Source organism: Bhargavaea massiliensis, from assembly GCF_018390575.1.
GTDB lineage: Bacteria > Bacillota > Bacilli > Bacillales_A > Planococcaceae > Bhargavaea > Bhargavaea massiliensis.
Genome location: NZ_JAHBCJ010000006.1, coordinates 14,156 through 27,835, shown reverse-complemented (window position 1 = coordinate 27,835; position 13,680 = coordinate 14,156). Strand labels below are relative to the sequence as shown.

General features: G+C 50.2%; 12 protein-coding genes. 8 read left to right on the top strand and 4 right to left on the bottom strand.

Annotation, left to right across the window (positions count from 1 at the left end):
• The first annotated feature begins 92 nt into the window (after positions 1–92).
• The 4 genes from KHA84_RS10085 (at position 93) to KHA84_RS10070 (ending at position 5,122) form a co-directional block, all read left to right on the top strand.
• Complete coding sequence (locus KHA84_RS10085; RefSeq protein WP_213423405.1) at positions 93–1,364, top strand: acetyl-CoA hydrolase/transferase family protein; 1,272 nt, start codon at positions 93–95, stop codon at positions 1,362–1,364.
• Positions 1,365–1,471: 107 nt separating this feature from the next.
• A complete protein-coding gene (locus tag KHA84_RS10080) occupies positions 1,472–1,912 on the top strand; it encodes a hypothetical protein (protein WP_213423404.1) in 441 nt (146 codons plus the stop codon).
• 178 nt (positions 1,913–2,090) lie between these two features.
• Positions 2,091–3,101 carry a TAXI family TRAP transporter solute-binding subunit gene (locus tag KHA84_RS10075; protein ID WP_236823242.1) on the top strand — a complete coding sequence of 337 codons (1,011 nt, stop codon included), beginning with the start codon at positions 2,091–2,093 and terminating at the stop codon, positions 3,099–3,101.
• 68 nt (positions 3,102–3,169) lie between these two features.
• Positions 3,170–5,122 (top strand): TRAP transporter permease, encoded by a 1,953-nt coding sequence (locus KHA84_RS10070; protein ID WP_213423403.1) that lies wholly within the window; start codon positions 3,170–3,172, stop codon positions 5,120–5,122.
• A 303-nt stretch (positions 5,123–5,425) separates the two neighbouring features.
• Here the strand turns inward: KHA84_RS10070 and KHA84_RS10065 are convergent, their stop codons facing one another.
• The 4 genes from KHA84_RS10065 to KHA84_RS15520 form a co-directional block, all read right to left on the bottom strand.
• Entirely contained in the window at positions 5,426–6,424 is a 999-nt protein-coding gene (locus tag KHA84_RS10065) for an inorganic phosphate transporter (protein ID WP_213423402.1), read from the bottom strand.
• Positions 6,425–6,441: 17 nt separating this feature from the next.
• On the bottom strand, positions 6,442–7,062 hold the full coding sequence (locus tag KHA84_RS10060) for a DUF47 domain-containing protein (RefSeq protein ID WP_213423401.1): 621 nt from the start codon (positions 7,060–7,062) through the stop codon (positions 6,442–6,444).
• Between the two features lie 202 nt (positions 7,063–7,264).
• Complete coding sequence (locus KHA84_RS10055) at positions 7,265–8,962, bottom strand: M3 family oligoendopeptidase (protein WP_213423400.1); 1,698 nt, start codon at positions 8,960–8,962, stop codon at positions 7,265–7,267.
• A 152-nt stretch (positions 8,963–9,114) separates the two neighbouring features.
• Positions 9,115–9,939, bottom strand: coding sequence for an STAS domain-containing protein (locus KHA84_RS15520; RefSeq protein WP_336511133.1), 825 nt, complete (start codon positions 9,937–9,939; stop codon positions 9,115–9,117).
• Positions 9,940–10,116: 177 nt separating this feature from the next.
• Here KHA84_RS15520 and KHA84_RS10045 point away from each other — a divergent pair, with 177 nt between their 5' ends.
• The 4 genes from KHA84_RS10045 to KHA84_RS10030 all read left to right on the top strand — a co-directional run bounded on the left by KHA84_RS10045 (position 10,117) and on the right by KHA84_RS10030 (position 13,651).
• Positions 10,117–11,109: an NAD(P)/FAD-dependent oxidoreductase gene (locus KHA84_RS10045; RefSeq protein ID WP_213423399.1), complete on the top strand. Its 993-nt coding sequence runs from the start codon at positions 10,117–10,119 to the stop codon at positions 11,107–11,109.
• Between the two features lie 17 nt (positions 11,110–11,126).
• Positions 11,127–11,399, top strand: coding sequence for a hypothetical protein (locus tag KHA84_RS10040; RefSeq protein ID WP_213423398.1), 273 nt, complete (start codon positions 11,127–11,129; stop codon positions 11,397–11,399).
• 341 nt (positions 11,400–11,740) lie between these two features.
• Positions 11,741–12,700: an oxygen-dependent tRNA uridine(34) hydroxylase TrhO gene (gene trhO, locus KHA84_RS10035; RefSeq protein ID WP_213423397.1), complete on the top strand. Its 960-nt coding sequence runs from the start codon at positions 11,741–11,743 to the stop codon at positions 12,698–12,700.
• 126 nt (positions 12,701–12,826) lie between these two features.
• Positions 12,827–13,651, top strand: a complete 825-nt coding sequence (locus KHA84_RS10030) for a DUF368 domain-containing protein (protein ID WP_213423396.1) — start codon at positions 12,827–12,829, stop codon at positions 13,649–13,651.
• Positions 13,652–13,680: the final 29 nt, after the last annotated feature.

Here is a 13,680-nt window from a genome sequence, read left to right as displayed (position 1 = left end):
TGACAACAGTCCGCCTCTATTCATTGATACAGCTTTACTGTGGTACGATCAGGTAGACAAAACAGATAAACGGATTGGAGTGGCACAAACCTATGACCAAGGAAATGACGGAACAGGAATTCCTTTCGATGATCAAGCCGGGAGATGACCTGGTTGTCCCGATTGCCAACGGGGAACCGTTCCGCCTTCTGGATATTCTGGAAGCGCATGCGGATCATTTCGAAGGCGTCAGGATCCATCAGATGCATGTGCTTCGTGAACGTCGCTATATTAAAGGCGAATTTGACGGAAAGCTGAACCATGTGTCTTATTTTCTCAGCGGTGCGACCCGGAAGGCTTACCACAACGGCACCATCGAACTCGTTCCGAACAACTTTTCCGATGTTCCGTATCTGTTGAGGCGGACTACCAAACTATCACTGGTCATGGCAAAGGCCTCTCCGATGGACGAGCACGGATACTTTTCACTCGGTACGAACGCGGACTATGTGGCGGAGTTTATCGGTAATGTTCCGTTTGTCCTTGAGGTAAACGAGCATATGCCGAGGACATTCGGCCAGAACCAGATCCACATCAGCCAGATTAAAGGCTTTATCCGGCATGACGAACCGCTCGTTCAGGCGGAAGCCCCTCCGATAAGCGAGAAGGACATTGCCATTGCGGAAAAAGTTGCGGAGCGGATCAAGGACGGGGATACCATCCAGGTCGGTATCGGCGCAATTCCGAATGCTGTCATGTCGATGCTCAAAGATCGTCGCCATCTCGGCATCCATACAGAGATGCTGACAAGCAGTGTCGTTGACCTGTATAACTCCGGTGCAATTGATGGTACAAGGAAAGTGACAAACCGCGGAAAAATCATCTGCACGTTTGCGCTGGGCGATCAGAAATTGTACGATTTCCTCCATAATAATCCGGGGGTCGAATTCCAGCCGGTCCATATCGTCAACAATCCGGCGAGAATCGCTCTTGAGGATCATATGGTCTCGATCAACGCCTCCACGGAAATCGATCTGTATGGCCAGGCAGCTTCTGAAACAGTCGCCGGAAAGTACTACTCGCTGAGCGGTGGCCAGGCGGACTTTGCAAACGGCGTCCGTTTCTCCAAATACGGCAAAGGCTACATCTGCCTCCATTCCACGGCAAAAAATGATACGATATCGCGAATAAAGGTCGCCCTCACACCGGGTTCTGTCGTGACGACCTCCAAAAACTCTGTCGGTTCCATCGTTACTGAATACGGGGTTGCCGACCTGTATGGTCAGCCATTTTCTGAAAGGGCACGAAGGCTCATCTCCATCGCCCATCCGAAGTTCAGGGAAGAGCTGGAGTTTGAAGCGAAGAAAGCCGGTTTCTTTATCTGACATCCGGGAGAGGACAGCATGGAAAAGAGGAATCTGCAACTCTGCAGGATGACTGCAGGGAAAGGGGCGTCCGCGAGCCAACAGACAGGTGCGGGCGGTAAAGGGGAATGAACGTTTACTATCAACTGATCTTGTATGTGCATGTGTTTAGCGCAACACTTTCCATCGGTCCGTTCTTCGTCCTCATCCCGCTGATCGGGCGGATGAAGTCGGCCGATGAGGCCGCATTGGAAGTCCAATTGGCAGTATTCCAGTCGGCGGTCCGAATCGTCAAGCACGCAGGACACCTGCTTGTCCTGTCCGGCGCGCTGCTGATTGTTTCATCCGGATACAGTTGGATGACCTCCTGGGTGGCCATGACGATTCTGGTCATGCTGGCATCTGTCGTTTTCCTTGCAAGTGCATTCAAACCTGTTATCCGGAAAATCAGGAAGAGGGAGGCTGACCGCGGTCGGCTTTTGGGCGAACTGAACAGAAAGCTTTGGACGTATATTTTGCTGCTGATGCTGATGCTTTATTTTATGGTCGTCAAGCCGCAGATTTGGTAAATATTAAAATGGGACGGAGAGGTTACTTTACCTCACCGTTCCATTTTTATTATATGTAATTCTGTTGTTTTCAGAAAATTATTGCAAGTGTTTCAAATTGTCCATATAATTGAAGCAGAAGAACTTCTTTGAGCAGACACCTGCGCGATGCAAAATCATCACAAAAGGGGGATGACCATTGAAAAAGAAGTTTTGGTGGCTTACCGTAGTGTCTTTAACGATGCTGGTTCTTTCTGCGTGCGGGAGCGAAGGCGGCAGCGCAAGTGAAAGCGGAGCGAATATAGCGATCGGTCCGCCTGCAAGTGCGACAAATGGCCTTTCCAAGGTGATTTTTGAAGCATACGGGCTGGAGGAGGGCGATTATAAAGAATTCCAGGAAGGTTTCGGGGATGCGGCTGATGGCGTGCAAGATGGCAACATCGACATCTCGATCGGGATTCTCGGCCTGCCTGCCGCAAGCATCGAAAACCTGCAATCGGCAACAGGTGATGTGAAACTGATCAGCCTATCTGACGAAGCAGTCGCCCACATTGAAGAAAACACCCAATACAAGGCGATGACGATTCCTGCAGGCACATATGACTTCCAGAAAGAAGACATCCAGACCGTGACGGCATACGCCATTCTGATGGCCAATACAGATACGATTGATGAAGAGACCGGGTATCAGCTCACCAAGACCATGATCGAGAAGGCAAACGAAAACACTCATGCCCAAGCAAAGGAAATGACTCTTGAAAATGCCCTCAAAGGATCGGAAGGTTTGCCCATCCACCCGGGCGCCAAGCGCTATTATGAAGAACAAGGGCTGACCGTTGAAAATCCGGTTGCAGAAGTAAAGGTTGACGGGACCAAGAAAGAATTGGTCCTAGGCACAGGAAGCCAAGGCGGAACGTACTATCCGCTCGGGGGAGAAATGGCCACCATCTGGAACCGGACTATCGACGGCATCAATATAACCAATACGGAGACAGGTGCATCCATTGAGAACATGGCGACCATCCGAGAGGGCAATATGGATCTCGGTATGACCGTCCATGAGACTGCACTGTTCGCGGTAAACGGAGAACAGGATTTCGAAGGCAATAGTGTTCCAAATGCAGCGTTTATCGGGCACATTTATCCCGAAGTCGTCCAGATTGTCACTAGGGAAGCAAGCGGAATCTCCGGTCTTGAAGATCTGAACTAAGTAAAGGGGAAGACAAAGGGGAGGCTGATTGCCCTCTTTGTCTTCTTTCTTGAAAGGAGGAAGAAGGGATGGGAATCAAAGGGCAACAAGTGGACGCCCGTGAAGTGCTCGAAAAGTATGATCGGGAAAGCCATGTTAGGACCAATCTCGGAATATGGGCGTGGATTGTCACTTTTTTGGGGGTTGCACTGACTGTTTTCCATCTCTATACAGCCTATTTCGGAATATTGCCGTCCCAGAAACAAGGTGCGGTCCATTTGGGTACTGCATTGGGAATCATCTTTCTGCTTTTTCCCGCTAAGGCCGGCCTTCAGAAAAAGCAAAATGGGGTTCCGTGGTACGATGTTTTACTGGCCTTTACCGCTATGTATGTCACTTACCACAAGATCTTCTTTTTTGATTCGATTCTGCAGAGCAGGATCTCCGGTTACAGTACACCCGATATGATTCTATCAGTAGCCGGTATCCTTCTCGTATTGGAGGCGACGAGGCGTACCGTCGGGCTGCCTATTGTCATCGTCGCATCTGTGATGATTGTTTATGCGGTATTTGGCAAATACGTCCCTACCCAGATCCTCTCCCATGCGGGATTCTCTTTCGAACGGACTACTACAAATTTGTGGTACAGGGAGAGCGGGGTATTCGGAACCCCGATACAGATCTCCGCAAAATTCATTTTTCTGTTTCTGTTCTTCGGAGTCATGCTCGTCCATACGAAGATCGGACAATTTTTTAATGATGTCGCCTACTCTTTAACAGGAAGGTTTACAGGAGGTACTGCAAAAGCGGCAGTTACGGCAAGTGCGCTTCAAGGGATGATATCAGGAAGTTCTGTCGGTAATACGGTCGCTTCCGGCTCTTTTACAATTCCCATGATGAAGAAATCGGGTTTCAAGCCAGAATTTGCAGCTGCCACGGAAGCGTCCGCCTCGACCGGCGGGCAAATCATGCCACCGCTGATGGGAGCCGCCGCTTTTATCATGATGGAATATCTTGGAGTCCCGTATACGGATATCATGGCCGCTGCGGTTATTCCGGCCATCCTTTATTTTTCGGGGATATTCATAGGCACCCATTTTGAAGCGAAGCGGCTTGGGATAAGCGGCATGCCGAAAGAACAGTTGCCGATTCTTAAACGGCTTATGATAAAAGACGGCTACATGCTCCTGCCCCTTTTGGTGATCATCGGCACGATACTCATTGGCTTTACACCACAGCGTGCGGCGCTGTATGGCATCCTTTCTGCGTTTTTGGTGAGCCTGCTCAGAAAGGACACCCGGATGTCCCTCCGGAGTACGATCCGGGTGCTTGAGGAAGGTGCCCGCGTGGCCCTTCCCGTCATTGCTGCTGTGGCAACAGCAGGCATCATCGCCGGCGTGGTCAGCATGACCGGGCTCGGATCCAAATTCGCGGCGGGTATCATCGCGCTGGCAAACGGATATTTGATCCTGGCACTGATTTTCACGATGATCGCCTGCATAGTTCTCGGAATGGGTCTTCCAACGACCGCCAATTATGTGGTCACCGCAACGATTGCCGCTCCCGCGCTGATCAATGATTTTGGAGTAGCTCCGATCGCGGCCCATATGTTTGTCTTTTATTTTGGTATTGTGGCGGATATCACACCGCCTGTTTGTCTCGCTGCCTATGCAGGAGCCGGAATTGCGAGGGCCAATCCGTTCAAGACAGGCGTGACAGCTGTAAAGCTTGCCATAGCGGCATTTATCATTCCGTTTATTTTTGTATATAACCCGATCTTGGTCGGTGTTGACGCAACCTTCGTCGGCATCTCCATTGCGATCCTGACGGCACTCATCGGCATGGCAGGAGTGAGCAGCGGGCTGATCGGATATTTTGTCAGCCACTCCAATTTACTGGAGAGAATGACACTGATCGTTGGAGGGTTATGCTTGATTGATCCAAGCATGATCACCAACATTGTTGGAATTCTCTTCATTGCAGGAGTCTGGGCATTCCAGCGGAAAAAAGAATCGGAGAATCGGCCGCCGCGACTGGTATGAACGCTGATTTTAGAGAAACGAATAGGCACATGAAAAAAAGCCCTCCTCGAGAAGACAGTGCAGTTCCTGTCCCACTAGAGGAGGGCTTATCGTTTGTTTCGCAAAAGAGTAGTTCATCGCATACTCGAATAACGCCAACGTGCAAATTCACATACGTTTAGTACACCATAAAAAGTAAAATCATTTCCTGGGCAATCGTACAAAGCACGAAGTGAAATCAGGCGTCGATCGCTTCGTTCACAGCTTTATCATCGTCGGTCGGACATGATCGAAGGCCGCTGCCACATTTCTCTACAAGGGATATTAAAAGAAAAGATTCAGGATCAGGTAGCATAGGGCTGCAAGAAGGCCGACACTCGGCATGGTGATGATCCAGGTAAGCACAATTTTTCGGGCTACCCCCCATTTAACCCCCTTGACCCTCTGTGCCGAACCGACACCCATGATGGCAGAGGAAATGACATGAGTGGTACTGACCGGCAAGTGGATAAGTGTCGCACCGAAGATGACTGAGGCAGAGGCTAGGTCTGCTGCGGCCCCGTTGACCGGACGGATTTTCATGATCTTCCCCCCCACGGTTTTAATAATCCGATAGCCTCCGATCGACGTGCCCAATCCCATGGCCGTTGCCGCAGAGACCCGAACCCACATCTGGATGTCATCAGTGGTCTGCCAGCCGACAGCAATCAGTGCCAAGGTGATGATCCCCATCGTTTTTTGGGCATCATTTGTTCCGTGTGTAAACGCCTGCAAGGCAGCGGTGCCGACCTGTAATCGGCGAATTCTTCGATTAGTCGCGGTCAGTGTAGCCCGCTTGAGAAGAAGTTTGAAAAGGGACATGACGAGAAAGCCCATCGAGAGGGCGATCAGCGGCGAGAAAATCAGGGCCTGAAGAATTTTGACGAAACCGCTATAGTTCAGGCTATTGAAGCCGGCCGCTGCAATGGCAGCTCCGGCAATTGCACCGATAATGGCGTGGGATGAGCTCGATGGAATTCCAAAGTACCAGGTGATCAGGTTCCACGCAATCGCTGCAATAAGCGCAGCCAGGATGACAACCGCCCCGTTGGACAAGGCAAACGGATCGACGATATCCTTCGTGATGGCCTTGGCGACTCCCGTGAATGTGATGGCTCCGATAAAGTTCATGACTGCAGCCATCATTACAGCGGTTCTGGGAGGAAGAGCTCTCGTCGAGACAGAGGTGGCAATCGCATTGGCCGTGTCATGAAATCCATTGATGAAATCAAAGGCCAAAGCAAAGATGACGATCAATATGGTGAGGATAACCAGTAAATCCATTAGCCGACCTCCAGTCCCTATGCATTGCGCATAATAATGGTTTCTATCGTATTGGCTACGTTCTGGCATTCGTCAGCAATATCTTCAAGCTGTTCGTAAATATCCTTGAATTGAATGATACGGATCGGGTCTTTTTCGTTCTTGAATAATTCTTTGATGGAGGAGCGGAGCACGTCATCGCATTTGCTTTCGTAATCTTTGATCAGCACGGCATGCTCGTGCATCCCTGTCAGATTTTTGCGCTTCAGCTTCTCCATCGCCTTGACGATTTCGTCTGTACTTTGCCGGATATAGCGGATGAACGTATTCATCGCCTCATCAATCTCGGCGAGCGCAAACATATCAAAGTGTGCGATGCATTCTTCGATTCCGTCGAGAACATTATCCATGCTGTTTGCCAGAGCCAGGATGTCTTCACGTTCAATTGGAGTCATAAACGATTTGTTCAGCATCACGATCAGTTCATGTATGAGTTCATCGCCATCTGTTTCGTACTTTTTCATCGTAGCACTGATTTCCGGCAGATCACCCAGCGATCTGATCCGGAATTCATCTGCATACTGAGTGGCTTGCTGGACATTGACCGATATCCTAGCCAGCAATTCAAAAAATGGATCGTTCTTTTTTCGCTCGAACATTCGATCCCTCCTAGGTTGTTTAAGAAGCCCCACTTTGCCTTCTGAAGGAGTTATACCCGTTTTGTCTTGAATTCAGATGCAAATTCGGGAAATGATTGCCTGACAGGAATCCAAAAATGCGAGCAACAGATGATCTGCCGCTTTGTCGCGTTCAGATTCATGTTGCTCGCTGATCATACGTTAACCGGTCGGTGAATTAAAATCAGAGTGAACTGTCGTCAACCGTGTCGAGCCATTCCGTGATCGGGCCAATAACTGACTCAATGCAACCGTCCTCGAATGGTGACAGCAAATTAGCTTCCTTTACAAGATCCGTAAACGGCAGGGAGCCGCCGAGACGGCAGAGGTGCAGGTAATCTGCCCATGCTGCGTCCCGTTCCTCTCTGGAGCGCTTCCAAAATTGCAGTGCGCAGATCTGGGCAAGGCAGTAATCGATATAATAGAACGGAACTTCATAGATATGAGCCTGACGCTGCCAGAATCCCCCTTGTTCAAGATACTCGAGGCCATCGTAGTCACGATGCGGCAGATATTCGGACTCCAACTTTTTCCAGGTGGCTTTCCTCTCGTCGGGTGTCATGCCAGGGTTTTCATAAATGAGATGCTGGAATTCATCGACAGCCACGCCGTATGGCAGGAATAACAGGGCAGAGCTGAGGTGGCTGAACTTATACTTTTCTGAGTCTTCCTTGAAGAATTGTTCCATCCAAGGCCACGTGAAGAATTCCATGCTCATCGAATGGATCTCAGCCGCTTCGCTGGTCGGCCAGATATATTCAGGTACCCCGATTCCGCGGCTGGAGTAGACCTGGAACGCATGGCCCGCTTCATGGGTCAGGACGTCGATGTCATCGGATGTGCCATTAAAGTTCGAGAAGATGAACGGGGAATCATAGTTATCAATGAACGTGCAGTAACCGCCGCCTTCCTTTCCTTTCTTGGCGATCAGATCCATCAGGTTCCGTTCCAGCATGAATCGGAAGAACTCAGAGGTTTCCGGCGAAAGCTCATCATACATCTTTTTCCCGTTTTCGATGATCCAATCCGCGTCGCCCTTCGGAACCGCATTGCCGGTGATGAAGTTGAGCCCTTCGTCATGGAAGGCGAGGCGGTCCACACCGATCCGGACTGCCTGCCGGTCGTACAGTCGGGTGGCGAGGGGGACGATATGCAGCTTGACCTGTTCCCGGAAGTTTTTCACCATTTCCCGGTCATAGCCAATCCGGTTCATTCTCAGGTAACCGACATCGACAAAGTCTTTGTAGCCGAGAGACTGGGCAATCTGATGACGGACATTGACCAGCTTATGATAAATTCCGTCAAACTCTTTTTTGTGGTCTGCAAAAAAGCCGAATCTCGCTTCGTTGGCAGCTCTACGTGTTTCCCGGTCTGTCGATTGGGTATAGGGGCCGAGCTGTGCGAGTGTAAGTGTCTCCCCGCCGAAGTCAATCTGCGCCGACGCGATCAGCTTGGCATACTCGGAGGCCAGTTTGTTTTCTTGCTGGAGCAGCGGGATCGCTTCAGCAGAAAATGAACGGATTTTTTGATCGGCAAGGGTGAAAAGTTGGGTGCCCCAACGCTTTTCAAGTTCTTCCCGATATGGGCTTGCAACGAGCTCCTTATAAAATGCGGTGTTCAGTTCGTCAAATTCAGGCCCTATATCGTTGAAATAATCGCGCTGCTCTTCATAGTAAACATCATTCGTGTCAATGGAAGAGCGGATGTACACCAGATTTGAAGCAGTAGAAAAGTCATCGGCCAGCCGGTTCAGTTCCCGGATCACAGCGTCCTGGGCTTCAGCGGAATTGGCATGCCGGAACCGGTCAAGGTGTTTGTTCCACTCAGTCCTGAGTGCCTCCATTTCCGGCCGCTTGTATTCATAGTCCTTGAATGTGGTCAACGCAACCACTCCCTTTTGAGAGAAATGTCTTCTTTCTTATTTTTGATGAACGCAGACCAAATTGCAATGGTAATCGGCGGACGATTTCGAATAATCCGTTCATCAAAAAAACTCCCCCTCCGCGCAGGCGGAAGGGGGAGGGCTTGAGCCGTTCAGCTATAGAGTTCAAGAGCATTCATAAGAGTAGACTGTGTTTTGATGCCGCGGAATTCAATACCCAGCTGTACGGCTGTTTGGGCGATTTCCGGACGGATACCGGAAAGAATCGCTTCCACGCCGATCAGACGGAGTGCATCAATCAGCTGGAACAGCTGGTGGGCAACCATCGTATCGACGATTGGAACGGCTGACAGATCGATGAAAAGCATGTCGAGCTTTTGCTCCGCAGCCTGTTCAAGACTGGTTTCCAGAATGACGCGGGCGCGATATGTATCGATGTCGCCGACCAGGGGCAAAATCCCGATGCCGCGTTTGACCGGGATGACCGGGCTGCTCAACTCAGTGATCATTTGTTGCTGGGATGAGAGAATGTTTTTATGCGCTTCTTCAAAATGCCGGGCGAAGTTTTCCGTGATGAAGTCGAACGCATCATTGACGAGATTGCTCCAGTAGAAGGCGTCATCAATCGTGAAATTCTGTTTTTCCGAACGGATATATTTTTTTACGCAGTTCCAGTAATCCGTCCGAATCACCCGGAACTGTGAAATCGTTTCATGCATTGTCACGCCGCTCTTCACCCAGTCTGTAGCGACAGATTCAGACCATTCATCAATATGTAATTTAAAGTCATCATCCTTTTCGATGAAAATTCGGCTGACAGTCTCGATGAGCTTGTCGTGCTGCAGGTGCAGCTTTCCTTTGTCACCTTTGTGGAAGACAGACTCCGAACCGTTGCCGGCACTTTGAGCGATCCAGTCTTTTGCCAGCTCATCCTTCCTGCCGATGATATACTCGTAAATGTCCTCCCGCTTTCCCACACTATAACAACCTTTCGTCATATATTTACCGATAGTCGTGCATCCGTTTCTTATTTTAAAGGAAGGAAGGCGGCGATGCACGGGATAAGGTTGTATCAATGACTTTTCCAAAGGGCGGGTTACCGTTATAATGTTAAGTGAAAAGAATTCTCAGCCGGATTTAAATAGGAGTGAACTATGTTGGAGAACGGACAAGAAGTATTTGATATAACGATCGTGGGCGCAGGTCCGACCGGACTTTTCGCTTCATTTTACGCAGGCATGCGGGAGATGAAAGTCAAAATCCTCGACAGCCTTCCGCAACTTGGCGGACAGCTTTCAGAACTTTATCCGGATAAATATATTTACGATGTAGGCGGCTTTCCGAAGATCCTTGCGAAAGATCTCGTGGCCAATCTTTCCGAGCAGGCCCAATATGGCAAACCTGAAATCTGCCTGGGCGAAACGGTACTGGCAGCAAACCGGGACGGCGATCAGTTTGTCATTGAAACGGATAAGGGCGTCCATTATTCCCGCACGGTTCTTATCACCGCCGGCGTAGGGGCATTCCAGCCGCGTAAGCTGAATGTCGAAGGGGCAGAAAGATTTGAAGGCAAAACATTGCACTACGGCGTCAAAGATTTGTCCAGCTTCAAAGGAACGCAAATCTTGGTATGCGGGGGAGGCGACTCAGCGGTTGATTGGGCACTTATGCTTGAAGGAGTCGCGGACAAAGTGACCCTTGTTCATCGTCGCGAACGCTTCACGGCGCATGAAACCAGTGTCACTAAACTGCATGAGTCGACCGTCGATGTGAAGACATCGCATAATGTCAAAATTCTGCAGGGTGAAGAAGGACGGCTTGATGAAGTCGTACTGGTGAGCAAGGAAGGCGACGAAACAAACCTCCATGCCGATCATGTCATCGTCAACTATGGGAATGTCTCTTCCCTCGGACCGCTCAAAGAATGGGGACTGGAAATGGATAAAAACTCGATTGTCGTCAATACCAAGATGGAGACGAATATCGAGGGGATTTATGCCGCAGGCGATGTGACCACTTATGACGGCAAAGTCAAACTCATTGCTGTCGGTCTTGGAGAGGCTCCAATCGCCATCAACAATGCGAAAGCCTTTTTGGATCCAAAGTCCCGAGTTCAGCCGCTTCACAGTACATCTGTATTCAAATGACAGGCTGGGCACAGGCAATGGCGGTAATCCGCTATATCCGTACCGAGAGGTCGATCCGTCGATTGCAGCAGCGAACAGAAGATGTTGAATGCGAACTGATTCTGACCGAACATGCAGTCATTTCGTCGGAGCGTGAATTTCCGCTGTCGAAAGTATGGGATATGAGTTCACGGGCAGCGACGAGCCGCTGCTGGTTCCTGTACCTCCATACCGATGAAGGAGTGTTCGCCTTCAGGACAGAGGAACAGCCGGAACGTTTTATCGGCTTGTACAGGAAGATGAAGGAATAAAGGAACGGGGCTGTCCGTAAATACCGTTTCAGCTTTTCATCCGGCAAGCGGTACAGCACAGGGAGACTCCTCGAAACGTTCGCAGTATCTTTGCGCGAAGCGGTTTCGAGGATTTTTTCTGCCGGCATGGGCCCCTTGAAGCCGGGCCGGAAATTCCGGACAAGGCCGATCCAGGGACGAAATTTCGGATGACGGCAAGGGGAGTGACCGCTTTTTCGGACTTGTTTTCTTTTCGGCTGCCGGAGATTACCGCTGATTTCCGCTACACATCCGCTCCTTTTTTTGTTATATTGGTGAGTGGCATTTTTAATCTATAGGGAGAAAGGGAATGGTGTCGGATTATGGGAAAATTCACACACAGAGTCCTCTTGTATTATAAATACGTGCCGATTGAGGATCCGGAAACTTTTGCACAGGATCATCTTGCGTTTTGCAGGGAGCTTGGGCTAAAAGGCCGTATCCTCATAGGCAGTGAAGGCATTAACGGAACGTGCTCCGGCACGGTTGAACAGACACAGAAATATATGGATGCGATGCATGCGGATGAGCGTTTCAGTGACATGGTATTTAAAATTGACGAGGCTGAAGGCCATGCTTTCAAAAAAATGCATGTCCGCCACCGCAAGGAGATCGTCAACCTCAGCCTTGAGGAAGACGTAGATCCGAATGAGCTGACCGGTGAATATCTGGAGCCGGCAAAGTTTCTCGAGCAGATGCAGCGTGATGACGTTGTCGTCCTAGACGCCCGTAATGATTATGAATATGACCTTGGCCATTTCCGCGGCGCAATCCGTCCTGAAGTGGAAACATTCCGCGAGCTTCCGGATTGGGTCCGTGAAAACCGGGAAAAGTTTGAAGGCAAGAAAATATTGGCCTACTGCACAGGCGGCATCCGCTGTGAGAAGTTCACAGGATGGCTGAAGCGTGAAGGCTTCGAAGATGTGGCGCACCTCCATGGCGGAATCGTGTCATACGGAAAAGACCCTGTTGCCAAGGGGCAGCTCTGGGATGGCCAGTGCTACGTATTCGATAATCGCATCGCCGTGCCGGTCAACCAGGTGGAGCACGTAGTTGTCGGCCGCGACCACTTTGACGGGACGCCATGTGAACGGTATGTCAACTGTGCAAACCCTGAATGCAACAAAAAGATTCTCGCTTCCGAAGAAAATGAACTTCTCTATCGCCGCAGCTGCACTGATGAGTGCCGAGAACATCCTCGCAACCGTTACTTCCTTGAAACCGGTATGACCGAAGCGGAATGGCAGGAGAAAGTCGACGAACTTAAAGCCCAACAGGCATGACGCATGAACCCGTACTTTGGTGCGGGTTTTTTGCTGTCTGTTTTCTCTTGGAAATCCGGCAGCTGCTGTTTCTTTCCGTGCTATACTGGAGAAGTTGATTTAAATCTGGAAGGATGGTATGGGTTTATGGAATGGAAAAATATATATCGCGGCCTGATGATGGGCATCAGTGATCTGATTCCGGGAGTGAGTGGGGGGACGATTGCACTGATTCTCGGCATTTACGATCGGTTGCTGTCTGCCATCAGCGGTTTTTTTAGCCGGGAGTGGAAAAAGCATCTCATGTTTCTTATCCCTCTTGGTGTGGGCATCGGAGCAGCCCTGCTGCTGTTCAGCCGGCTGATCGATTATTTGCTGACATATCATATCGTTCCGACGCAATTCTTTTTTATCGGCCTGGTCCTCGGTGTCTTGCCTTTCCTATCAAGGGAGGCTGGGATAGCACGGAATTTCGGGCCTGTTCACTATGTGCTTCTTGTCGCAGTCGGAGTCTCGCTTGCCGCCACTGCTTTCCTGAGTCCGGCTGAATCTGAACCAATCCGTGAGCTGAATGCATCCAATGCTCCAGGTCTGTTTTTCGCCGGCTGGCTTGGCAGCATGGCGATGCTTTTGCCCGGAATCAGCGGATCATTTATCCTGCTTCTGCTTGGCGCGTACTCAACGGCAATTGCGGCACTGTCTGATCTGAACCTTCCGATCATCGCGGTGATCGGGGCCGGAGTCGGTGTTGGCTTCATCGTCAGCAGCAAGGTGATTCATTTTCTGCTCAGCAGGATACCGACTGTGATGTATGCCATTATCATCGGCCTGATTGCCGGTTCGGTGTTCGTCATTTTCCCGGGAATTCCCGGGGATTTCCTTGCCGCGCTGATTAGCCTCATTACTTTCGGGGCCGGCCTGTTCCTGACGTCATTGATCGGCAGGGAAGGAAAGAATCAAGAAATTCCATGAATTCTGACAGGTTCGGTTCGTGCGCTTGC